Here is a 23,016-nt window from a genome sequence, read left to right on the forward strand (position 1 = left end):
CGGSGCTATCGAAGCTGCCAGCATCGCCTCTGGTGCGACCMCAGCAGACAAGTTGTCCGCCAATGCGGTGACTGCCGACAAAATCCAAGCCAACGCTGTGACCACGGCCAAGATCGCGACGAATGCTGTCACGGCCAACGAAATCGCAGGCGCGACCATCATCGCCGAAAACATCCCGGCCAACGCCGTCACCACCCCGAAAATCGCGGCGGGCGAGCGCGAAACGGCCAAGGTGGGCGCCGGGTCTGTAGTCGCCGACCCTGTCGCCGCAGGCGCGGTGACCGCCGACAAAGTGTCGGCCAACGCCGTCACCGCAGACAAGATCGCGGCGAATGCGGTGACCACCCAGAAGATCGCGACAAACGCCGTAACGGCAAACGAAATCGCCGCTGAAACTATCGTTACGGCTAATACCGCGCCGAACGCTGTCACGACTGCCAAGAACGCGGCGGGTTCTGTGACGGCCAATGAAAACGCCTACGGGGCGATCACCGGCGATAAGGTCCCAGCCAATGCCATCACGGCTGGAAAGATCGCCGCTGGGGCCATCACTTCTACCGAAATCGCGGCCAACGCCATCACGGCAGACAAGGTGCTGATCGGCAATACCGCGAACCTTCTGGCCGAACCCGACTTCAATGCAGGTGGCGCGGGTTGGACTGGTGTCCCCAGCGCCAACTTCAACATCGTCAGCGGGATAGGCCCGCAAGGCAGCAGGAGCAACGTGATGCGGGCCACCCCAACAGCGGCGGACGTCAGCGTCAACAACSGGGATTGGCGCGTCACTACGCAGACGCTTCGCCAAGTCGTTCCGGGGTCGGCATTCCGATACACGATGACGGTTCGCCTTGTGAGCGGGAATTCTGGCTCGATACGCATCAACCCAGTTGAGTGCGTGACCCCGGATGGATCGAACCACTGGATCAATCCGGGTATCGCCGACGCCGCGACCATGACGCCCGGAGAATGGGTCACCCTGACCGGAGAGAGGGCATTGCCGTTTGCCCGGGGCTTCATGGGCCTGCGTGTCCAATGCTCCAACGCGGTCGGGACAGTTTTCGAGGTTGCCGACGTCTCCATGCAAATGATGGGGACGGGGGAATTGATTGTTGACGGGGCCATCACCTCGCTCAAGATCGCCACCGGCGCGGTTACCGCAGACGCTGTTGCGGCCAATGCGATCACCGCTGACAAGGTTGCGGCCAACGCCATCACGGCAGCCGCCATTTCGTCGGGCGCTGTCACCGCTGCCAAGGTCGCGGCTGGTGCCATCAAAACGGCCAACTTGGCCGCCGGGGCTGTGAACGCCGACAAGCTGGCAGCCAACGCCGTCACCGCAGACAAGATCGTATCCAATGCGGTGACCACCGCAAAGATCGCGGCGGGCGCTGTCACGGCGAACGAAGTCGCGGCCAATGCGATCACCGCCGTCAAGATCGCGGCGGGCGCAGTCGAGACTGCCAAACTGGCCGCCGGGTCGGTTGTGGCAGACAAGCTGGCTGCGGGCGCGGTCACGGCTGATAAAGTTGCTGCAAACGCCATCACCGCCGACAAGCTGGCGGCGAATTCGGTTGTCGCTGGAAAGATCGCTGCCGGGGCTGTCACCGCCACCGAGATTGCGGCGGGCGCGATTACGACCTCGAAACTCGCCATCGGCGACTTCACCAACCTGATCACCAACAGCGATCTGACCAATGACCTCGGAGCCACCGGATCGAGTGACGGCTTCACGCTGAACAACGCCACGATCTACGGCTCCCCCTCGAACCAAGAGGGGAAATGGGCAATCCGGTTCGAGGCTGTGGAAGGGGGCGCGTGGGCGCGTTGGAACCAGCGCATCCCGGTCAAAGAGGGAGACAAGTTCTACCTCTCCGGCATTTTCCGGGCCTCCACCACCACGCCCTACACGACTAACCGCATTTCGGTTAACCAATACGATGCAGACGGTGCATACACGTCCGTCTCTCATGTGGCGGTAGAGACCTTCCAGACTACCTCTCCGCAGCACATGTCTGGCGTCTACACCGTTGGCCCTGGGGTGGCTTACATCCAGCCGATCTTCTTCAGGGTTTGGAACGCTTCCCAAAGCGGCCAGACGTTCCTGACGAAGCCGACCATGCGGCACATGGCGAGCGGAAGCCTGATCGTTGACGGGGCCATCACCTCGGAAAAAATCGCTGCCAATGCGGTGACCGCTAATCAAATCGCGGCGGGGACCATAACCGCCGCCGAACTCGCGTCCGGCTCCATCACCACGGCAAAGCTGGCTGCCGGGGCGGTGACGGCCACCTCTATCGCCACGGGTGCGGTTGTCGCTGACAAGATTGGGGCGAACGCCGTCGTATCGGACAAAATCCAAGCCAACGCTGTGACCACGGCCAAGATCGCCGCCAACGCGGTGACCGCCAATGAGGTAGCCGCGAATGCGATCACCACGGCGAAGATCATGGCCGGTGCGGTGACGGTTAACGAACTGGCAGCCAACTCGGTCACCGCCGCGAAAATCGTCTCGGGCGCGGTGACCGCCGACGCACTGGCGGCCAACTCCGTGACCTCCGACAAGATCGTGTCGAATTCGGTGACTACCGCGAAGATCGCGGCTGGGGCCGTTACCGCCACGGAAATCGCGGCGAACGCCATCGCCGCACGCCACCTCATGGTCGGGGACTTCACGAACCTCGTTCCCAACGCGGACCTATCCGACCAAGCGTCGTGGACTATTCCGTCCCCGTGGGTTTTGGGCGTCTCTGGTTCGGCCTATAAAGGGTCGCATTGGACCAGTCTCGACGTTGCCGCCGGGGAGACTGGGAACTCGCCTGTCGTCGTATCGCAGGAATTCTCGGTTGATACCGGGGTGGAATACTTCACATCTATCCAAGCCCGCAGCAACGGCGCGTCGGAAACGATCAATTTCGTATGCAACATCCAGTGGCTGAAAACCGACGGCACCTCGATCTCCTACTCCTCCATCAGAAACCCAGCGACAGAAGGGCCGATCACCCATACGGCAACCACCTACTCGGCGTCCCTTGTTGCACCGTCCGAAGCCACCCGCGCGCGGTTCCGCTGGTATGTCGCCCGCACCAACTCGGTTGGTAAAGCTCTTGTAGGATCGCCCGAAGTCCGGCGGAAAAACGACGGTAAGCTGATCGTTGACGGGGCCATCGTCTCGGAAAAAATCGCTGCCAATGCGGTGACGACGGCCAAGATCGCCGCCGGATCGGTGACTGCAAACGAACTGGCTGCCAACTCGGTGGTCGCGGGAAAAGTTGCGGCTGGCGCGATCAGCACCGACAAGCTGGCCGCCAACGCGGTGAACGCCTCGAAGATCGCGGCGAACTCGATCACCTCGACCCAGCTTGCGACGAACTCGGTCACCGCAGACGCCATCGCTGCTGGCGCTGTTCAGGCGGCGGCGATTGCCGCCGGGGCGGTGGTGGCTGACAAGATCGGGGCAGGGGCCATCACCACGGCGAAGCTGGCCGCCAATGCGGTCACGGCAGACAAGATCAACGTGTCGAGTCTGTCTGCCATATCGGCGACCATAGGCTTCTTCCAGACCGCGACTAGCGGCGCACGGCTGGTCATCGCGGATGACAGGATCAGGGTCTTCGATGCTACAGGAACGCTGCGCGTGAAGATCGGGAACTTGGCATGAAGTGTGCAACGGGTTGCAAGACATTAACACTTGTAGCTGTCAATGCTGGCGTGGTATCTTGCCAAAACTGTCCACATGGGGGATGCCATGTCCAGCAGCGACGAATTCCGGGACCATCCGGACGCCATCATCGAACTGACCCGCCGCGACCTCGAAGACATCATCGAAGGGGCCGCTCGGCGTGGTGCAGAGCAAGCCCTGAAAGAGGTCGGACTTGATACCACCTCGGCAGGTGACGACGTGCGCGAACTACGCTCGCTGCTGAACGCCTTCCGGTCGGTCAAGTCCACGGCGCTCGATACCGTCGTCAAGAGCCTGACCATGACCTTCCTGTTGATCCTCGGCATCGGCGTGTCCGCCAAGCTGGGTCTCTTCGGCGGCCTGCCGAAACCCTAGTGCAACCCGTTGCAAAGGAGGAGCCTATGGCCGTTCCGCGTCGTCTGCCGCCAAAAGTCGTCGCCACCCCGGTCGAGGGGGTTTCCATCCTCGCGCTGATCGGGCCGAAGCAGGTCGGCAAGACCACCGTCGCCAGTCACCTGCAAACCGAATACGGCTTCCACCGCGTCCGGTTTGCAGACCCCCTGAAGGACATGGCGGAATGCCTCGGCCTGACCCGAGAGCATCTGGACGGCTGCCGAAAAGAGGAGCCGATGGAAGCCCTCTGCGGCAAGACCCCGCGCCACGTCATGCAGACGTTGGGAACAGAATGGCGGAACATGATCGGCAAGAATCTCTGGGCCAACATCCTCGTGTCACGGCTTGCCGTCCTTCCAGAAGAGCGCCGATTTGTCGTCGTGGATGACATGCGGTTCCCGCATGAGCTTCAGGCGCTGAACGAAGCCTTCCCCGGGCGGGTGCGCGTCATCCGGATCACCAACGGTCAGAAAGGGCGCGCGGTGGTGGCGCAATGGCTGTGCCGCAGGCGCTGGGGTCGATTGGTGGTCCGTCTGCTGGGCATCGACATGCACGAAAGCGAAGCGTGGTGGCCGGTGCTGCCTGCCGACGCGGAGATCGAGAACACCGGCACTCTCGATCAGCTTAGAGACAAGGTTCACACGCTGCTGCGCGACTCCGGAGCCGTGAGCAGCAACAAGGCGCAGCGCCTGTCTGTGCAACGGAGCGACACATGAAGACTTTGAAACTGATCCCCAACTGGCGCTATGTCCTGACCCGGGCATGGTCTGTCCGGTTCGCCGTGCTGGCTGCGCTTCTGTCCTCGGTGGACTGGCTGCACGGCACGCTCGATGCCAGCCTCCCAATCCTGCAAGCGGTGCTTCCGTCCGAGTATGAAGGGACGCTGCGCTTCCTGATCACGCTCTGCATCGTCGCCTCGGCGGTGTCCCGACTGCTGGCCCAGATCGGCATCACCCATGCCGAACCCGAGAAGGAATGATCGCCATGTGTGTCTTCAAGTCCAAGCCCAAGATCACCCAGACCGCGCCGCGCACTGGGCTGCGCATGAAGAAATCCGCCACCTTCGCCGCTGTCGTGGTCGCGGCGGTCGGGGGGTTCGAGGGCTACCGTTCCTCGGCCTACCTCGACCCAGTAGGCATCCCGACGATCTGCTTTGGCGAGACCAAAGGGGTCAAGATGGGCATGACCAAGACCCGCGCCGAGTGCGAAGCCATGTTGGCCGATAGCCTCGCCGAACACGAGGCCGGGATGGAAAAATGCCTGTCGAACCACGCCACCATCCCGGACAAGCCTTACGGCGCATTCTTGTCTCTGACCTACAACATCGGCACCGGCGCGTTCTGCGGATCGACCGTCCGCAAGCGCGCCGAGGCGGGCGATCTGAAGGGGGCATGTGACGCGATCATGTCGTGGAACAAGGCGACCTTCTCGGCGTCGGCGGCTATCGCACAGCGGGCGCGGGGCGAAACCTGCACGAAGAAAGCCGACGGCAAATACCTCTGCACGATGTCCGGCCTGACCAAGCGGCGGGACGCCGAACGCGCCATGTGCCTCGAAGGACTGTGACATGGCGCGGCTGATCTCGCCCATCTGGGCCATCGTTGCGGTGCTGGGGATCATCCTCGGCACCGTCGTCTATGTCGGGGTAATGCGCGCCGAGGAGGTCAAGCAGGCCGTCCGCCGCGCTACCATGGAAACACTAGGTCTGGTCGAGACTGAAGCCCTCAAAGCAGAGAACCAGCTTCTCCGGGACCAGTTGACCAAGATCGACAATGCCGGGCGTCAGTGGAGAAAGGCCGCCGCCGAAGCGGAAGCCGAGGCCCGAGAAGCACAAGCAAGGATCGACCGCTATGAACGCGAAAACCGCATTCCTGACACTTGCGCTGTCGGTGACAGCCTGCTTGGCCGCCTGCTCGCCCCATGATCCGATTGCCGAGCGCGTTGGACGGGCAGGGGCGTCTCTCGCTGCCGTCCGCGCGCCCGGGCTTCCGGACCTTCCCGAAGATTGCAGGGTTCAGGTCCGTGCCGGACTGACCACGGGGATGAGACTGGATATTGCGGTGCTGCACTACGATCAGGCCCTAAGCACCCAGAATTCCCGGGTTTCACGCTGCGCCGCATGGTATGACACGGTAGCGGGAAAGGCCCCATGAGAGAAAATTCGACAAAGTTAAACTTCCTTATTGCAACGGGTTGCACCGTTTGCTAGGGTGAACTTGCTCACGCACCCTAGCGGGTGCTCAAGTTTGATTTGACTTTCAGGGACGTCCGCCGGGTTCGGCTGGGCGTCCTTCTTTTTTGCCCAGTCCCACAGTCGAATTGTGTTGACGAAGGATTTAAGATACGGTATAAAGCAAGGGTCGAACGGAAAACTGAAAGGGACCACCGATGAATACGACGATGACCGCCATTCAGGCGTCCATCCGGAACGCGGACACTTTCCGCGACCAGTTGAACATCCTTGACGCAGCAGCCGTCGGCGTGATCCTCTGCCGCACCCGCGAACCGCATCGCGTGGTCGAGGCGGTCAAGGCTTACGCCTTCTCCCGGCAGCGGGACTTCTTCAACTGGTCGCTGCTCTACGGATGGGAGACCTATTCCCGCACCAGCCCGACCGATCCACCGAAGACCGACGGAAACCAGAACCCGGTGGACGCGCTGAACAAGATCGGTGCCGTTGGCCCGAACCCGGGGGAGGCGATGCCGAACGGCTTCTACACCTTCATGTTCCCGCATTTCTGGCTGAAAGACGGCGTGGGGCAGCGCGTTCCGATGATCTTCGCCCTGAAGGAATACACCCGCATGTTCGCGGTGAACAAACAGCGCCTGATCATGGTGGCCCCCCTCGGCTTCACCTTGCCGCCCGAGGTTTCCGAAGACGTCGTTGTGCTGGACTTTGACGCCCCGAGCTACGCAGAGCTTATGTCGGAGCTTGACGGCTTGATGTCTTCCCTGCCGAAGCAACCGCGCCTGACCAAAGAGGACCGCGACCGCATCGTCGCCGCAGGCATGGGCATGTCGCAGCAGGAATTCGTCACCGCCGTCAGCCGGGCCGTGGTGACGCATCGCCACCTCCTGCCTGCCGTCCCGGTCGATGACCTCGTGGACGAGGTGATGAAGGTCAAGACCGAAGTGGTCAAACGCTCCGAGGTCTTGGAGGTGATGCCGACCACCAACATGTCGCAAGTCGGCGGCCTCGACCAGTTGAAGGAATGGGTGCGGAAGCGGTCTCGGTGCTTCTCGCAGGACGCCCGGGATTACGGGATCGAAGCCCCAAAGGGCTGCGGCCTGTTCGGCCCTCCCGGCACGGGTAAGTCGCTCTCGGCCAAGGCCATCGGCCATGCCCTCGGGCTGCCCCTGATCAAGTTCGACGTCTCTCGCGTGTTCCAATCGCTGGTCGGACAATCCGAAGAGCGGGTCCGCGCGGCGCTGAAGATGCTCGACGCAATGGCCCCCTGCGTCGTCCTGCTGGACGAGATCGACAAGGCGTTCCAGCGGTCGAGCGGAGGCGACAGCGGCGTGAGCCAGAGGGTTCTGGGCGCGATCCTGACCCACATGCAGGAGACCGAGGCCCCGATCTTCTGGGTCTTCTCGGCCAACCGGGTGGACAACCTGCCGCCCGAACTTCTGCGAAAGGGCCGCCTTGACGAGATTTTCGCGGTCACCGTTCCGGACGAAGGTGAGCGGCTGGAAATCCTGAAAATCCACTTGCGCAAGCGCGGCCACAACCCGGACACGGTGGCGAACCTGCAAATCGCGGCGCAGAAGTCGGACGGCTATGTTCCCGCCGAGATCGAGCAGGCTGTAAAGGACGCGCTGATCGACGCTTTCACCGACAAGGTTCCCGTTACCGGCGACCTGATCGCGCACCAGCTTGACAACATCAAGCCGCTGTCCGAAGCCTTCGCCGAGGACTTCAACCGGATGCAATCGTGGGCCGAGAACAACGCACGCCCGGCGTCGAAGTCCATCATTCAGAGAAAGGCTGAAAAGGCCATCATCCCGGTTCGCACCCGCCCCGGGATGGGCCGCAGCCTCGAAATGGGTGGGTAAACGGTCCCGGCGCGGCTGGCCGTTCGACACCCAGCCGCGTGCCCACCTTGCCCCGGCGATCCTTCCGACCCAGATCGCCGGGGCACCATATCACAGGAGGATGAAATGCTCATTCAGGTCACGACCGGATCAGAGTCGTTCAAGACGGGTGCCTCGAAATATCACGTCTTTGTCGTTCCCAGCACGCGCTACAACCTTCCCGACCGCAAGGAACAGCACATCGGAATCGTCCAGCGCCTCAACCTTCCTTCAATCCCTGTCAGGCAGGTATCGGCAGAGCGGTCTCCCGCAGCCGCCGGGTCCATGGTAGACCTCGGATCGTGGACCAAAACCACGTTCGAGGTTCCCGATGGGCTGATCCTCAAGGTCTGGGGCCAGCGCACCTTGTCCGGGGCTGCAATCGGGGCGGATCGGGGTGTTACCGGCATCGGGGCGATGCTGATCCAGACCCGGGCATCTGCCGCGCTCCGGCGCATCACCTGCCTGCGCGTCCCGGACAGGCAGGCGTCCGTCACCACGGTCACGCTGGAAGGCAGGTTCGACGTCCTGACCCTGCGAGACGCGGCAGAGCAGGGCGCGGCCTTGCCGATGGATCGGATCGGCCAGTTCACCTCGCCAGCCGCCCGGCAGATTTTCGCGGTCCACCAAATCGACGGCGAGCTTTCGGCGCGACCAGTCGCCACGGTCGAGACCGTGAAGGGCGAGCGCGGCGAGGCGGTGCAGGTGCAGACCGTCAAGATGCGGCGAGCCATCGACCTCGGCGACTGATTGCAACCCGTTGCAACATAAATCTGTTGACAAACAATCTAGCACTTGTTATCAAGGTGCTATGGAAACCCCTGTCAGAGAAGGAACCCAGAATGTCTCACACCACGACACTGAAAGGCATCGCCATCAAGGACACCACCGCCATTGAACAGGCGGTCGCCGACTTGCAAGCCAAAGGTGTCAGCATCTCTCTCCTGCGCGACGCCACCCCGCGCATGTATTTCCGCGAGCAGGAGCGCGAGGTCGGCATCTGCGAATACGTCCTGAAACTCCCGGGCCGCTATGATGTCGGTCTGAAATGGGACGCCGAGAAGCAAGAATACACCGCCTATATGGATACATGGGGCGGCGACGTCCGGAATGCCATCGGCGCGGCCTGCCCGCTCCCCAGCACCGACCGGGATCGTGAAGGCGAGCACGCCATCGGCGCTTTCACCCAGCGTTACGGCGTCAACGCCGCAAAGAACCAAGCCGCTGCACAGGGCTATATGGTTACCGAGCGCGCCGCCGAGGACGGAACCATTCACCTCGAAGTCCAGCTTTAATCGAAAGGCCACGACCATGTTCGACAAGAAAATCCTGATCACCATCCCGCCCTACGGCGCACCGAAGATCGAGGCAGAAGGCTTCAATGGGATCGGCTGCGCCGAGGCCACCGCCGCGTTCGAGCAGGCCCTGTCCGGCGGTGCCATCGAGAACCGCACCTACAAGCCCGAATGGTCGAACCCGGAAACGGGGACCGAGCAAGAACAGGAGGGCCTGACGTGGTGACACAGGTTATCACCTTCGAGACCTCTGGCCGGGTATCCGGCCTTCAGGTCAAAAAGGGGCGCGGGCTTGACCTACGGTCCTTCGGACCGGCCAAGATCGTTCGCGCTTCGGAGATCGTCTGGGATGAGGACAACCAAGCATGGGCGGTCGAGATCATGGACGCGCCCGGGTTTGAAGACCTGAAAGGGTGCCGCCTCACGCACAGGTCTGCCGCCGTGATCGGACTGGAATTGACCAAGGCGCTGCCGCCCTTGCCGGGCGATTACCCGGTCGCACTCTTCGAGCACTATGAAGACGCCGTCGAGTTCGAGATCGCGTATCTGGACGCTCACCGTCTAGCTGGCAGGTTCTGAAAAACTTTCGGTTGCAACCCGTTGCAGCCGATCCCGCGTTGACACAAGGTCTTGGGGCTTATCTTAAAACGACCCCAAGACTTACACTGGAAGCTGCCGGACGGTCCCTAAAAAATTTATTGACAGAGGCGTGATCCTTCGTCAGTTTGGACCGCAATAAGAAGGGAATCGAAGGACCGGGAAACGGCCCGAAACCCCCATCAAACACGAACTTGAGCACATAGGGTCTGCCCCCAAACTAGCGTCGAAAATCCGGGCGAGCCGGGTGGATTATTGCGCGACGAGGGCAGGCGATAGGGACATGAGACATGGCACAACTCGCCGCTGACAGGAACGTCGTTAATTTCCGTTATCCGGGCGCTACAAGTGTGGCGCAGAGGCTGGCTACAGGTGAAGCTCTCACCGTGATGGACAAGCTGCTGTTCCGGGAGCGCGTGGACGATGTCTGGCTTGCGCATCTCGACAGCACCGAAGCCAACGTGATCCAATACATCACGCGCCGCACCGTCCATTGGGGCCGAGACAGGTTCACCGCATCCACCGAAAACGTGCTGAACGGGACCGAGAAGTATCCCGGGGTCCGGGTCGGAAAGACGGCCTACTTCTCTGCCCTCAAATCGCTCGAAGCCAAGGGCATGATCCAGCGGGTTCGCCACAAAAACGGGCGCGTCACCGTCGTCATCAACACTGAATGGACCCCGGAGGACCAAGAAATGATCCCGGTTCCGAAGCGCCTGAAGGGCGAAAAACCGCAGGAAGCCGGTTCGCGAGACGAACTGGGTCAGTTCGCGAGACGAACCCTGAATACAGACAATGGGATTTCAAACAGTCTTATTGGCGAGGTCGCCGCTGACGCGCCGACCCCGCGCTTGTTCACGCCGAAGGAAAAGACCGAGAGGAAGCCTTCCCCGGATGAAAACCAAAAGCCGTGTTTTTTCGGCGCGGCCAAAGAAACTAGGAAGTGCGACACCGAGGCGGTGCAACCCGCTGCAATTGCCGTCCGTCAGCGCATTTCCCGGGTGCAGGCCGAAATGCGCGAGAAGACCGAGAAGCGGGCCGAGGCCGCGCTGAAGCGCGCCACCGAGCGCAAGGCTGGTCTTCCGACCGCGACCGAGCTTGAGCGGGTCTGGATCAGGGCGCTGATGGAAGCTCACCCGCTCCGGCTGCACGTCGCATGGTCCCGCAAGGAGCAGGGCATGGTGAAGCAGGCCCAACGGAAATGGGCCGAGGCCAAGACAGGCACCTTCGCGGAATTCCTCGACTTCGCCGCCCGGAACTGGGGCGCGGTGGTTCAGCGCAAGCTGGCGTGGATGACCAAGCCCGCTGCCCCGACCTATCCGAGCCTCGACTTCCTGATCTGGCGGCTGCGGGATTTCGTGGAGGTCTGGATCGACCGCAAGTCGCACGTTTTCGCCACCGATGCCGACAATGATCGCTACGCCCGGCTGATCGCTGCTGGCATGGGCCACGACGAAGCGGTCAAGGAGATTGCCCGCGAACAGGCCGCGCTGGACATGCGTCGCGAGATGGAGCGCCGGGAGGCCAATGTCGCCAAGCAGGCCCGCCGCGCCAAGGAGCGCGAGGAACGCGCCGCCCGGCTGGAAGGTTTCGCCGAACGCGCTGCCCAGCTTCCGGACGGGTCGCAGGTGAAGGTCACACCGGGCACCCAACGCCGCCCCGGGCAGGTCTGGGGGCACCAGCCCGTGCTGAAGGTCGAAAAGCCAGAGCCTCCAACCCCGGAGACCCCGCGCCCGGCACCGCCGCCGCTGACGGATGTCCCGGCCATGCCGATGATCACCGAGACTTGGGAGGAGGCCCGCGCCCGCGTCATGGCCGAGCAAGCCGCCAAGCGCAACAAGGAGATCGCCGCTGCCAAGGCCCGCATGGAAGCCCAGAACAAGCCGGTTCTGAACCTGATGATCACCGAGACTTGGGAGGAGGCCCGCGCCCGCCGCGCCGCTGGTCTTCCCGCACCGAAAGGAACTGACGCATGAGCCTACCCCCCGAGCATGTCAAATCCCTGATCCGGGCCGGGGTCGGGATGACCTACCACGACAAGACTTTTGCCGATTACGGAACGCTGGGCCATGGTTATGCCGCGTGGGTGCAGGAGAACGGTCCAGACCTGAAACGGAACGGCGGACTGGTCATATTCACCGGCATGGGCCAGCATTGCGAATTGCGCATGGTGGCAAAGAATTTCCACCTGAATGGGGCAGGGGTCCGGATCAAGTCCTTGGTTCAGCTTGTCACCTGTCTGGATCGGCGGGGTGAAGCCTTCGAGGACATGGACGAAGCTCCGGTCCTGATGGTCTCGCCGATGCAGCGGTCGCGCGGGCTGACGCCATTGTCGCCGTGGCAGATCGAGCAGGTGATAGACTATCTGCGCGCACGCCTCGACCGGAGACAGGTTGTGCTTTTGGAATGGGCGAGTGATGCGGGACTTGATGCCGTGGACCCCATGTTTCAATGGTGGCCGTCAGACGTTATCGGCTGGCTGCGCAAGGTTGGTAGCATCGTGGACATGGCCGAGATTGAAAAGCGGGGTCGGCAATGAGCGCCGGGCTTCAGCTTCTGCGCGCCATCATCGACAACAGCGCGCGCACCATCTTCCGGCAACTGGATGAGCGGTTCTTCACCGAAGACGAGCTTCCTGCATTCCGGTTCGTCGCCAGCTACTTCGACCGCTACGGCGGATTACCCAGCGTCGATATTTGCACCGACAACCAGATACCGCTCTATCCGGTCAACGGGCCAGTCGATTATTTCCGCGACGTGGTCAAGAACCGCGCGATCTACAACCTGTATTTCCAGCGCCAGCAAGACCTCATGGAGATGTTGCAGCGGCAGGAGATGGATAGGTTCGTCTCGACCATAAGCAACATGGCCCGGGAGATGTCGAGCGTCGATGCCCGGCAGGACACCTATACGATGGTCGAGGCGATGCAGATGGTGATCGCCGACTTCGAGGAGGCGCAGCGTCATCCCGGGATGCGCGGGGTGACCTATGGCTGGCCGACGCTGGACGATGTGACCGGCGGGGCACGCACCGAAGACCTGATCACCATCGTTGCGCGCCCGGGTGTCGGCAAGTCCTTCAGCATCACTCGCATGGCCTGCATGGCGTGGGGTGCCGGTCACTCCATCGGGTTCGTCTCCATGGAGATGGGTGCAATCGAGACGGCGCGACGTGTTCTCGCCATGGGGTCTGGGGTAAACGCCGACTTCATCCAGCGCGGGCACGTTTCTCCATGGGGCGAGGAACAGGTGCGGGCCACGGTTGAGCGCGTTTCCGGTATGCCGCCGTTTCACATGATGGTGGGCGATCTGTCCAAGAGCGTGCGCGACGTGGACGCGATGATCCAAGAGCACGATCCGGACGCGATCTATGTCGATGCCTCATACCTGCTGCGCCCGACAAACGACCGCGATCTTCGCAAGAGGTTCGAGCTTGCCTCGCAGACCATGCGGGAACTGAAGTCGCTCGCCATCTCGCGCCGCAAGCCGATCATCCAGACGGTCCAGTTCAACCGCTCGCAGAAGGCGGATGAAGAGATGAGCATCGACAACATCGGCCAGACCGACGAGGTCGGGCAGATTTCGAGCTTGGTTCTTGGCGTGCGCAAGGGCAGCGCCCCCAATGAGACCACGACCCGGAATTATCGGGTCATCAAGAACCGTCACGGCGCGGACGGCATCGTCTTCGACACACGCTTCGACCATTCGCCATTCAACATGGATGAGATCGAGGACGCGCAAGGCGACGGCACCGACGAGAACGGCGATTACGATGGAACGCAGGGGCCTGCCCCCGCACGAGACGAATGGACGACAGCATGACCATGATGACCACGATCCAGACTCCGCTATTCGGGGCAGAGGCGCATGACGCCATGGTGCAACAAGTTGCAAATGAATGGAAAATACCGCTCCGGGGATTTGCCGACGCGCCGGTTATCGTGCTCTGCGAGCCGCCCAGCATCGAGGCCGCCCGGCAGTCCCTGCCCATGGATATGTCCCTGCTGAAGCTCTGGGCACGCGAGGCCAAGCGTGCCGGGTTTGTCGAGGCGGACTTCCTCATGGTTGGATTGTGCCCGCCGATCCCAAAGGCGGCGCAAGGCTCGGAGCGCGCCAAATGGGAATACGTCAGCCAGTATATCCCGGCGGTGCAGGAAGTCATCGAGAAGCACAAGCCGAAGCTGGTGGTTACCATTGGCGCGACACCGGGCCGGGTGATGGCGGGCCGCGCCGTATCGGTCAAGAACTGGCGCGGCATGTTTCACCCCTCCAAGATGGGGATGCCGTTCTTCCAGACCTTGTCGCTCAATCTGGTCTCGATACAGCCGGACAACCGACCCATTTTCGAGGCCGACCTTGGCATCCTTTCTCGGGTCAAGGCAGGCGGCTGGAACCCCGACGTTCTTGGCCGGATCGAGACGGATTACCGCTGGGCCGACGATCTGCAATTCATGCTGGACAGCAGACCCAAGATCATCGCGGTCGATACCGAAACCACGGGTATCGACACTCAAGCCGAGGACTTCCGTGTTCTCACCGTGCAGTTGACGATCAAGGAAGGGCAGACCTTCGTCTGTCGAGTCTGCCCAGACTATTTCCCGGACCATTTCGCCCGCCTTGGGCAGGACCGGGACACCTGCGCCCGGCTGCGCCGACAGATCAAGGCCCTGATGGAAGACCCGTCCATCGTGAAGGTCTTTCACAACGGAAAATACGATTTCAAGGCGATGCGATCCATTGGGATCGAACTGACGGAGTTCTGGGACACCGAGCTTATGGCCCGGTTCGTCAACGAGAACTTCATGCAATACAACCTTGACGACATGATCCGCATCTATGTCCCCGAGATGGGCGGTTTCAACGACCGCTTCAACGAGACCGTAGACAAGAACCGCATGATCGAGGTTCCTCCGGAAGATGAGATCGGGCCGGACGGCAAGGTGTTGCGCTACGGGATGCGCAGCTATGCGGGTGGAGACACCGACGCCACATTCCGCCTCGCCAAGGTGCTCACGCCCCTGATGCGGCAAGACCCGCACAACGTCCACGTTTTCAACCGGGTCCACAGGCGGGCGCTATTCGCCATGACAAAGACCATGGAGACCTTCGGCTTCACCATTGATGAAGACGCCCTGCGCGCCTTCCAGACTGAACTGGAAGAATGGGTGACGCAGGAGACCCAGTCGCTCTACCGCTTGGCTCCGGCAGCCGTCCGGCGCAAATACCTGACCGATCCGAAGGGGTTCAAATTCTCGCGCGACGAGGTGATGCGGGACGTCCTGTTCTCGAAGGAAGGGTTCGGCCTGAAGGCGTGCGTGTTCACGCCGGGCACCATGAACAATCCTGATCCGAGCAAGCGCATCCCCTCGGTATCGACCAAGGATCACATGCCCTATTTCCTCGACGCGCCGGGCGTCGCGGGACAGTTCGTTCAACGATACATCGAACTGAAGAAAGCGCAGAAAATGCTTGACACATATGCGCGGGGCTTCTGGAAATATATCAAGCCCGGCGTTGGTGGCGAGAACAAGATTGTTCCGCAATACAACTTCAGAACCAACACCAAGCGGTCGAACTCGTCTGATCCGAATGGTCAGAACTTCCCCAAACGGGGCCGCTTTGCCAAGCCGTTCCGCCGCCTCTTCCGGGCCAGTCAGGGAAAGGTTCTGGTTGCCTCTGACCTGTCGCAAGCCGAGCTTCGCATCGCCGCGTGGATGGCGAATGAACCGGAGATGCTGCGCATCTATCGCGACGACGGCGATATTCATGCCAGCACCGCTGCCATGACCATGAAGATTGACGACATCGCCTTTGCGGCGCTTGATCGGGCGATCAAGAAAGCAAAGCGCCAGAATGCCAAGGCGGTCAACTTCGGATATATCTATGGCGCGCGCGAGCAGACTTTCATCACTTATGCCAAGACCAACTACAACGTGGACTTCTCTCTGCGCGAGGCCACAGAGATTCGCGAAGGGTATTTCCAGAAGTTCTCGGCGTTGTTGCCGTGGCACGAGCGCATGAAGGCGTTCGCCAAGGAGCATGGCTATGTGAAATCCCTGCACGGTCTGACCCGGCACCTGCACGCCATCTATTCGACGGATTGGTCGATCATGTCGGGGGCCGAGCGCAACGCGATCAACAGCCCGGTTCAGAACTTCGGGTCCGACCTCGGGATCATCGCCTTCCTGCGGTTGTCCGCACAGGCCGATCCGAACCTGATCCGGCCCATCGGCTTCATCCACGACCAGTTGGTTGCCGAGGTGGATGAGAACTATGTCGCCGAGGGCATGGGCTGGCTGAAATGGGTGATGGAGAACCCGCCGCTCGAAGAATGGTTCGGCATCCGCCCGCCGCTGCCGATCAAGTCGGACCCCGAATGGGGGCGAATACTTGGCGACACGACAGAGCTTGCCGATGCTCCGGAGATGGCCGAGCGCGTCGCCGAACACGTCCGCAAACCCGACTGGTGGGTGGACGATGAAGAGGCGGTCTGGGCGCAGTATACGGCCAATGCACAGGTTCCGGTCCACCTGATCCGAGAGGCGTTCTTCGACTGACACAAGAAATGTGTTGACTAACAATTATGGGTGCGGTATAAGATAAGGGTCAGAGACAAGGAGCTTGCCATGAACGCACCCGTTAATCCCCGCCGCCTCACCGGCAACCCCGAACGCGCATCGCGCATCGCCACGCCCGTCCGTGAGCGGGCACCGCGCCCCCGGGCCGTGGAACTGGACAGTGATGCGCCCAAGGACACGGCGCATATCGCTGCGCTGAAGGAATACGTCCGGGCGAACAAGGCCAAGAACGCGGCCACCCGCGAGGAGAGCGCCGCCAAGAAATCGCTGGAACGCGCCATGGCATCGTCCAAGATGCCCGCCTTCAGCCATGTCGTGGACGGCCTGACCTATGACGTCACCTTCAAGCCCGGCGAAAAGGACTTCGTGGACGTGAAGGAACTCTACGGCAAAGTCGATCTGGATACCTTCTTGCAGATCGTCGGGGCGTCGCAGGGGGCGGTCAAGGAGATGGCGGGATCGGTCATTCTGGCGCAGGTGCTGAAGACCGAAAAGACCGAGGCCGCCGTGAAAGTCAGCCAGCGCAAGAACTGATGGCGGGGCCGGTGGACTCCCGGCTTCGCATCCCGGAATATTGCAACCCGTTGCAGGGAGTCGGGTATGCGCTATGACGATCTGCGGCGGGTCTTCCAGCGAATGGGAATGGACCTGCCGCAACCCAACCATTCAGGGTGGATACACCTCGCCTGTCCCTACGCGCCGTGGAAACACAAGGGCGGCGTGGACAGGTCACAGGGCTTCTCGGTCAAGGTCGAGGACAGCGGCATCAGCGCGTTTTCTTGTCCGGCCTGCAAATCGAAGGGCCGAATAGAGAAACTAGTCCGCGATCTGGGCCAACTTCGCGGCCACGATTACAGCGCCTTGGAGCGCGAGGTCTCGCAGGTCGAGACCATGGGGGCGATGATGATCCCCGCATGGGAGGACAGGCACAGCCGGTCTTTCGGCATGGTAGAGACGCTGGGAACGCCTTTGGACCCTGTGGCCTTCGATCCCGAAGCGATTTTCGAGGACGCCGCTGCGATCCGGGAAGCTCGTCTCTACATGGTGAACCGGCGCATCACCCGGCAGGGGATGGAGAAGGCTGGTATCCGTTTCGACCCGGACAAGCGGCGTCTGGTGTTCCCGGTCTATGATGGCGAAGGGCATCTCTACGGCTTCACCGGACGGACGATCCTGCCAAAGGAGCAACTGACCTACATGCGCGCCGACGGCACGCCTGTCACCCTGCCGAAGGTGCTCGACTACGCCAACCTGCCCAAGCGCCTGCTGATCCTCGGCGAGCATCGCTGGCAGAAGGGCAGGGGGACCGTCATCGTGGAGGGCCTGTTCGCCTATGCGCGGTTCCTGTCCGAGGACGTGGACGCGCATTTCAACGTCGGTGCGCTGCTCGGCTCGGAACTGACCCCGGGCAAGGCAGCGATCCTGCGCAAATGGGGAAACCCGGTCTATCTGATCTTAGACCCGGACGATGCCGGGGACGCTGGCATCTTTGGCAAGGTCTTCGAGGCCGGGCGAGACCCGCAGACCGGGGAGCCGATCATGGAGAGGGATGTCACCACCGGCGCGCTTTACCAGCTTGCCGACCATGTGCTGACCTATGTGCCGCAATATCCGGACGGGGTGCTCGATCCTGATGACCTGACGCTGGAACAGGTGCTGACCATGTGCCGCGCGGCGATGCCGGTTCCCAAGCCGCAGCCGCCGCGACGCCGACGGGGCCATCCCGGCGGGAGCAGATATTGAAGTTTGCGATTGACGAACAAATTCAAACCTGATAAACAGAATGCACAATAACGGAACTCGCATCGAAATGTCTGACCAGACCACGTCCCTTATCGAGACCCTAGCCCAGCGGCTCGTGACCACTGGTTTCGCCATGTCGCGGACGTCGTCTGGCAAGCGCCTGTTTTTCCTTTCGACGCAGGCGTTTTGCGAAGAGACTCAAGAGATCGTGGTCGCATTGGAAGGCTCTGGATGCTTTGTCTGGGACGGTAACCGGGAGGTGACCTCCTTTCGGCTCGTCACGGCGGGTTTCGGTATTGAGGCATCAGCTACACTTGCTGCTGTGCTGAACCAAGTCTATCATCGGATGTCTCACACCCAAGACGAAAGACCGACCGATGGATACGCCGGAAGACCTGTCGAAGACCGAAGACCAATCCAAAGATCAGACCGAGACGACAGACCTCTCGAAGACCAGTGAAGAACCGCAGAACTCCAAAATCCTGTCAGAGCACGGAGAGCAGACCATGAACACGATCAACCCCAACGGGGGGCAATACGGAGGCCCCGGACATCCCGGGGGACAGCATCCCGGCCACAACGGCGGCCCGGGCAATATCGGAGGGCAGCACCCCGGCATGGGTCCGGGTGCGGGCATGGGTCACAATCCCGGCCCCGCTGGCATGTATGGCGGTCAGACGCAGCAAGGCAACGGCGGAATGGGGGGCGGCATCGGCGCGGGTATTGGCGGTGGTTTCGGCCCGCGCGCCCCGATGGGCGGCCATGGTGCCTCGCGTGGTCAGCAGCGTCGCGGCGACCTGTCGTGGGTCCGCACCGGCATGTCCGGCGCGCAGACCTCGACGGCCATCAACCAGCAGGTTGAGCAGCGTCGCGCCGAAGCCCGCGAGCGCGGCTATTTCCCGAACCGCTACTATCTGCGCCCCACCCCCGGCAACACCGGGCAGGACCATATCGGTCAGATCATCATTCTGGATGCCGAACCGGGTCCGCGCTATTGGGAGCACGCCCTGACGGACTCGCGCACCGGGCGGAAGAGCAATTTCGAGCCGTGCCCCAAGGAATTCGACAACTGCCCTCTCTGCCCGCCGAACGGGTCGGATGAGAGCTACTGGGTGATGCTCCTCACGGTGCTGAACCTGAAGGGTTATTACAACCGGAACACCGGGCAGCACGTCCATCCGACGAAAGAGCTTCTGGCGGTGAAGGTCAGCCAGCATCAGGTCTTCGACCGGCTCTATCAGAACCATGGCACGCTGCGCGGCCTGCAACTGACCATGATCCGGGACGGTAACCGCTCGCCGAGCATCGGCAACCTCGACCCGGCGACGCCCGTCGTCCGTCACGAGGACGCGGCCATCGAAGCCTACCTCGGCCAGAACGGAAAGCTGACGCCACTGGTCTCGCGCCGCGACGGACGGGTTATCGACCCCGATCCCCGGCACATGATGAAGCCCTACGACTATGCCACCTTCCTGCACCGCCCCGAGGCGGATCGCCTGCGCCGTCTTTACGGTGGCGTCGCGCCGATGGGCCACAGCCAGTATGGCGGCGGGCAGGATCAAGGCCAATGGGGCCATCAGGGTGGTCAGGGCGGCTATTACCAGCCCGAGGCCGCGCATCCGCCCGCAGGATACGGCGGCATGGGACCGGGCGCTGGCATGGGTCCGGGTCACCAGCAGGGCGGCTACGACCACGGCGGACAGGATCATGGCGGCTACGGCTCGGACATGACCCAGAGCTACCAGAGCGGGGCTTTTGGCGGGCCGGGCGCGGGAAACGGTCACCCTGCCCACGGTGCCCAGACTGCCCCGGGCCAGAACCAGACTTCTGCCCAGTCACCGGGGGAACAGTCTGCCCACCAAGGGTCTGATCAAGGGGGCGGCGACATCGCTGTTCGCTCGCGTGGGGCACCTCCGGGCAACCAGACCGGGCAGTCCCAGCAGACTGACAACTGGTTCCAGTCCGGCGCGGGCGCGACGCCGGGGCAACCTGATCTGGATGACGACATTCCTTTTTGAGGTTTGATAATACCACAGGAAGGTGCGGCCTGCCGCCGCGACAATCGGCCCCAAGGAAGCGCCAACGGGTGGCGGGCCGGGAACCAGAAGGGCATGACGGCTTAGGGGTGGCTGAAAGCAGGAACCCCCTCCAATTTTGCAACGGGTTGCAGGTATGACGCATCAGGGACAGATCAATGTGGGGGGGCCGGGGGTTCAGCGTATGCCCCCGGCAATTCTGCATGGATGGTTTTATGTCCCCTATGCGGCCATCGGATCGCGGGAGGCTCTGGACGGCGAGAAAAAGCGCCTGACCTTCGTCCCCAAGTTCGCAGAGCCGGAAGACCCGCCGATCCGCCTTTATCGCGATTTGCCGTCGCGCGGCTATCTCGGGGTGCCAAAAGCCTATGGCCTGTCCCGATACCCGTGGCTTCAGATTGACGACCGGCGGACGTCAGGGGTCGAGATCGAGCGCGCGCCTCGTCTTCCCGACCCTAACCATCCCCGGGTGAAAGACCCGGCCCAGCAAGCCGCGTTCATGCAGAGCCTGCTTCAGGCTGCGAACCAGCATGAGAGCTTCGTTGCCAAGGCGGATACCGGATGTCACGCCGCAGGGACGGAAATCCTGATGTATGACGGAACGGTCAAGCGGGTGGAAGACATCCGGTTCGGAGACCTCGTCATGGGACCGGACAGCAAGCCACGCACTGTCCTGCGCACCGTCAAGGGTCGGCAGATGATGTATCGGGTCGCCCCTCTGCGCGGGGGAGCGCCGTTCGTTGTCAACGAAGACCACATCCTGTCTCTGACCCGCACGCGCACCGTGGCGACCGACCTGACCCGAGCAGGAGAGATCGTCAACGTGTCCGTTAAGGAATGGCTGGCATGGGCACCCCGCCGAAAGCACCTGCACAAGCTGCGTCGCCTTGCCGTGGACTTCCCGGCACCTCGCGGTGCGCTTTCTCTGGACCCCTATTTTCTCGGATTGTGGCTGGGCGACGGGGCGTCCCGGCACTCGGCCATCACGACGGCGGACGCGGAAATTCAGTCCTACGTTGCGGCCTATCACGCCGAAATGGGCGAGGATACGCGGGTCGAAGCTATGGCGAACAACCGGGCCGTGAACGTCCATGCGCGCGGCAGCCGACACGGGTCCGGGGCCATCCTTTCCCGCCTGAAGGGACTGGGGCTGGTCCAAAACAAACACATCCCGCATCGCTACCTGACCGGCAGTCGGGACGTTCGCTGGGCTGTTCTTGCCGGGTTGGTTGATAGTGACGGGCACCTGACCGGGAACGGGATCGAGATCGTCCAGAAGCGCGAGCGGTTGGCGCGGGACATCATTTTCCTCGCCCGGTCCCTTGGCTTGCGCGCAACCATCTCGGACAAGGCCGTGAATGGCGACGTCTATCAACGGATCATGCTGTCTGGCGACTTCGCGGATATGCCGGTCCTGCTGGATCGCAAGCGCCCCGCCCCTGCCGCCCAAAAGAAGAACCCGCTGGTGTCGGGCTTCACCGTGGAGGCGGTCGGAGAGGGGGATTTCTACGGTTTCGCCCTGTCAGGTGACCATCTCTATCTGACCGCCGATTTCACCGCGCATCACAACACCGGCAAGACCGTGTGCGCTCTCTGGCTGTCACAGCAGCTTCTGCGCCGGACTACGATCCTCGTTCCGCTGGAACGGCTCATGGACCAATGGCTGGAAGAGATCAGGGACAAGCTGGGCCTGCCCGAGGAGCGCATTGGACGGGTGCAGGGGCCGACCTGCCAGTTCGAGGGCAAGGACGTCATCGTCGGGATGATGCACTCCTTGTCCATGCGCAACAGCTATCCGCCTGAATTCTTCCGCTCGGTCGGGCTTGTGGTCTACGACGAATGCCATCGGGTCGGGTCAGCCGTGCTGTCGCGGTGCGCCTCGCTCTTCCCGGCCCAGTATCAACTGGCCCTGTCCGCGACGCCGGATCGTGCCGACGGTGGCGACCGCGTGGTCTACTGGCATGTCGGGCCTGTCCGGGTGGTGTCGAAAGCCCCGGCGCTGGAATGCACGGTCTATGTGAAGCGATACCGGACCCGGCGCGAGCTTTACGGCAAGCATCCCCAGTCGCGGGCGAAATGCCTGTCTCAAGACCCGGATCGCAACCGGATGATCGTGGACCTGATCTTGCGGAACTGGCGCATAGGGCGCAATATTCTGGTGATCGGCAAGTTCATCGACCACCTTCAGGACTTGATGGAGGCGTGCATTCGTGCAGGGATTCCGGTGACGGATATGGGCCAGTTCACAGGTCAGCAGAATGTCCGACAGACCGTGATGACGCATGAAGGGCCGCGCCGCAGGACGGTTCGATCCATGAAGGTGCAGAAGACGGAATACGACAGGATCAAGGCAGAGAGTCGGATCATCTTTGCGACCTACGGGGTCTTCAAGGAAGGGATCGACGTGCCCCGGCTGGATTGCGGCATCGACGTCTTGCCCCAGAGTGCCGCAACGCAGGTGATCGGTCGTATCCGGCGGCCCATGGAAGGAAAACCGACGCCCTACTGGATCACGATCTTGGATGAGGAGTGCGCTTTTTCGCAGAGCATGTTCATAAAGCGCGTCAAGGACTATCGAGCGACAGGGTGTCGCATAGTGGATAATGGAAGAGTGTGAGGACAGG

General features: G+C 62.1%; 19 protein-coding genes. All 19 read left to right on the forward strand.

Annotation, left to right across the window (positions count from 1 at the left end; genetic code table 11):
- The first annotated feature begins 52 nt into the window (after positions 1-52).
- Positions 53-3,658 carry a hypothetical protein gene (locus tag AQY21_RS20195; RefSeq protein ID WP_152988289.1) on the forward strand — a complete coding sequence of 1,202 codons (3,606 nt, stop codon included), beginning with the start codon at positions 53-55 and terminating at the stop codon, positions 3,656-3,658.
- Positions 3,659-3,745: 87 nt separating this feature from the next.
- Positions 3,746-4,054 (forward strand): DUF6127 family protein, encoded by a 309-nt coding sequence (locus tag AQY21_RS20200; protein WP_065169970.1) that lies wholly within the window; start codon positions 3,746-3,748, stop codon positions 4,052-4,054.
- A gap of 26 nt (positions 4,055-4,080) precedes the next feature.
- The gene (locus AQY21_RS20205; RefSeq protein WP_058099389.1) at positions 4,081-4,788 is read left to right on the forward strand and encodes a hypothetical protein; all 708 of its coding nucleotides are present in this window, start codon (positions 4,081-4,083) and stop codon (positions 4,786-4,788) included.
- A complete protein-coding gene (locus AQY21_RS20210) occupies positions 4,785-5,051 on the forward strand; it encodes a hypothetical protein (protein ID WP_058099390.1) in 267 nt (88 codons plus the stop codon). The genes AQY21_RS20205 and AQY21_RS20210 overlap by 4 nt, the downstream gene beginning before the upstream one ends.
- A gap of 65 nt (positions 5,052-5,116) precedes the next feature.
- Positions 5,117-5,638 (forward strand): lysozyme, encoded by a 522-nt coding sequence (locus tag AQY21_RS20215; RefSeq protein WP_058099500.1) that lies wholly within the window; start codon positions 5,117-5,119, stop codon positions 5,636-5,638.
- Position 5,639: 1 nt separating this feature from the next.
- On the forward strand, positions 5,640-5,996 hold the full coding sequence (locus tag AQY21_RS20220) for a hypothetical protein (RefSeq protein WP_058099391.1): 357 nt from the start codon (positions 5,640-5,642) through the stop codon (positions 5,994-5,996).
- 590 nt (positions 5,997-6,586) lie between these two features.
- Positions 6,587-8,125: an AAA family ATPase gene (locus AQY21_RS20225; RefSeq protein WP_161906071.1), complete on the forward strand. Its 1,539-nt coding sequence runs from the start codon at positions 6,587-6,589 to the stop codon at positions 8,123-8,125.
- A gap of 105 nt (positions 8,126-8,230) precedes the next feature.
- Positions 8,231-8,893, forward strand: coding sequence for a hypothetical protein (locus tag AQY21_RS20230; protein WP_058099393.1), 663 nt, complete (start codon positions 8,231-8,233; stop codon positions 8,891-8,893).
- Positions 8,894-8,985: 92 nt separating this feature from the next.
- Complete coding sequence (locus AQY21_RS20235; protein WP_058099394.1) at positions 8,986-9,438, forward strand: DUF1257 domain-containing protein; 453 nt, start codon at positions 8,986-8,988, stop codon at positions 9,436-9,438.
- 16 nt (positions 9,439-9,454) lie between these two features.
- Positions 9,455-9,664 (forward strand): DUF2997 domain-containing protein, encoded by a 210-nt coding sequence (locus AQY21_RS20240; RefSeq protein ID WP_058099395.1) that lies wholly within the window; start codon positions 9,455-9,457, stop codon positions 9,662-9,664.
- Positions 9,661-10,017, forward strand: a complete 357-nt coding sequence (locus AQY21_RS20245; protein ID WP_152988290.1) for a hypothetical protein — start codon at positions 9,661-9,663, stop codon at positions 10,015-10,017. The genes AQY21_RS20240 and AQY21_RS20245 overlap by 4 nt, the downstream gene beginning before the upstream one ends.
- Positions 10,018-10,325: 308 nt before the next feature.
- Positions 10,326-12,011, forward strand: coding sequence for a hypothetical protein (locus AQY21_RS20250; protein WP_152988291.1), 1,686 nt, complete (start codon positions 10,326-10,328; stop codon positions 12,009-12,011).
- On the forward strand, positions 12,008-12,574 hold the full coding sequence (locus AQY21_RS20255; protein ID WP_058099398.1) for a hypothetical protein: 567 nt from the start codon (positions 12,008-12,010) through the stop codon (positions 12,572-12,574). Before AQY21_RS20250 ends, AQY21_RS20255 begins: the two co-directional genes overlap by 4 nt.
- On the forward strand, positions 12,571-13,857 hold the full coding sequence (locus AQY21_RS20260) for a DnaB-like helicase C-terminal domain-containing protein (protein WP_058099399.1): 1,287 nt from the start codon (positions 12,571-12,573) through the stop codon (positions 13,855-13,857). Before AQY21_RS20255 ends, AQY21_RS20260 begins: the two co-directional genes overlap by 4 nt.
- Positions 13,854-16,592 carry a DNA polymerase gene (locus AQY21_RS20265; protein ID WP_161906073.1) on the forward strand — a complete coding sequence of 913 codons (2,739 nt, stop codon included), beginning with the start codon at positions 13,854-13,856 and terminating at the stop codon, positions 16,590-16,592. Before AQY21_RS20260 ends, AQY21_RS20265 begins: the two co-directional genes overlap by 4 nt.
- Positions 16,593-16,661: 69 nt before the next feature.
- Entirely contained in the window at positions 16,662-17,147 is a 486-nt protein-coding gene (locus AQY21_RS20270; protein WP_058099401.1) for a hypothetical protein, read from the forward strand.
- A gap of 186 nt (positions 17,148-17,333) precedes the next feature.
- The gene (locus tag AQY21_RS20275; protein WP_152988292.1) at positions 17,334-18,356 is read left to right on the forward strand and encodes a hypothetical protein; all 1,023 of its coding nucleotides are present in this window, start codon (positions 17,334-17,336) and stop codon (positions 18,354-18,356) included.
- A 377-nt stretch (positions 18,357-18,733) separates the two neighbouring features.
- On the forward strand, positions 18,734-20,374 hold the full coding sequence (locus AQY21_RS29420) for a hypothetical protein (protein ID WP_058099403.1): 1,641 nt from the start codon (positions 18,734-18,736) through the stop codon (positions 20,372-20,374).
- Between the two features lie 154 nt (positions 20,375-20,528).
- Complete coding sequence (locus AQY21_RS20285) at positions 20,529-23,009, forward strand: Hint domain-containing homing endonuclease (protein ID WP_058099404.1); 2,481 nt, start codon at positions 20,529-20,531, stop codon at positions 23,007-23,009.
- The last annotated feature ends 7 nt before the right edge of the window (positions 23,010-23,016 follow it).

The sequence above is a fragment of the Paracoccus sp. MKU1 genome (genome assembly GCF_001447385.1).
Taxonomy (GTDB): Bacteria; Pseudomonadota; Alphaproteobacteria; order Rhodobacterales; family Rhodobacteraceae; genus Paracoccus.

What these genes read in the sequence shown, in the direction of transcription:
- AQY21_RS20200 (WP_065169970.1), top strand. Translation starts at nt 3,746, where the DNA reads ATGTCCAGCAGCGACGAATTCCGGGACCATCCGGACGCCATCATCGAA.
- AQY21_RS20205 (WP_058099389.1), top strand. Translation starts at nt 4,081, where the DNA reads ATGGCCGTTCCGCGTCGTCTGCCGCCAAAAGTCGTCGCCACCCCGGTC.
- AQY21_RS20210 (WP_058099390.1), top strand. Translation starts at nt 4,785, where the DNA reads ATGAAGACTTTGAAACTGATCCCCAACTGGCGCTATGTCCTGACCCGG.
- AQY21_RS20215 (WP_058099500.1), top strand. Translation starts at nt 5,117, where the DNA reads ATGAAGAAATCCGCCACCTTCGCCGCTGTCGTGGTCGCGGCGGTCGGG.
- AQY21_RS20220 (WP_058099391.1), top strand. Translation starts at nt 5,640, where the DNA reads ATGGCGCGGCTGATCTCGCCCATCTGGGCCATCGTTGCGGTGCTGGGG.
- AQY21_RS20230 (WP_058099393.1), top strand. Translation starts at nt 8,231, where the DNA reads ATGCTCATTCAGGTCACGACCGGATCAGAGTCGTTCAAGACGGGTGCC.
- AQY21_RS20235 (WP_058099394.1), top strand. Translation starts at nt 8,986, where the DNA reads ATGTCTCACACCACGACACTGAAAGGCATCGCCATCAAGGACACCACC.
- AQY21_RS20240 (WP_058099395.1), top strand. Translation starts at nt 9,455, where the DNA reads ATGTTCGACAAGAAAATCCTGATCACCATCCCGCCCTACGGCGCACCG.
- AQY21_RS20250 (WP_152988291.1), top strand. Translation starts at nt 10,326, where the DNA reads ATGGCACAACTCGCCGCTGACAGGAACGTCGTTAATTTCCGTTATCCG.
- AQY21_RS20255 (WP_058099398.1), top strand. Translation starts at nt 12,008, where the DNA reads ATGAGCCTACCCCCCGAGCATGTCAAATCCCTGATCCGGGCCGGGGTC.
- AQY21_RS20260 (WP_058099399.1), top strand. Translation starts at nt 12,571, where the DNA reads ATGAGCGCCGGGCTTCAGCTTCTGCGCGCCATCATCGACAACAGCGCG.
- AQY21_RS20265 (WP_161906073.1), top strand. Translation starts at nt 13,854, where the DNA reads ATGACCATGATGACCACGATCCAGACTCCGCTATTCGGGGCAGAGGCG.
- AQY21_RS20270 (WP_058099401.1), top strand. Translation starts at nt 16,662, where the DNA reads ATGAACGCACCCGTTAATCCCCGCCGCCTCACCGGCAACCCCGAACGC.
- AQY21_RS29420 (WP_058099403.1), top strand. Translation starts at nt 18,734, where the DNA reads ATGGATACGCCGGAAGACCTGTCGAAGACCGAAGACCAATCCAAAGAT.
- AQY21_RS20285 (WP_058099404.1), top strand. Translation starts at nt 20,529, where the DNA reads ATGACGCATCAGGGACAGATCAATGTGGGGGGGCCGGGGGTTCAGCGT.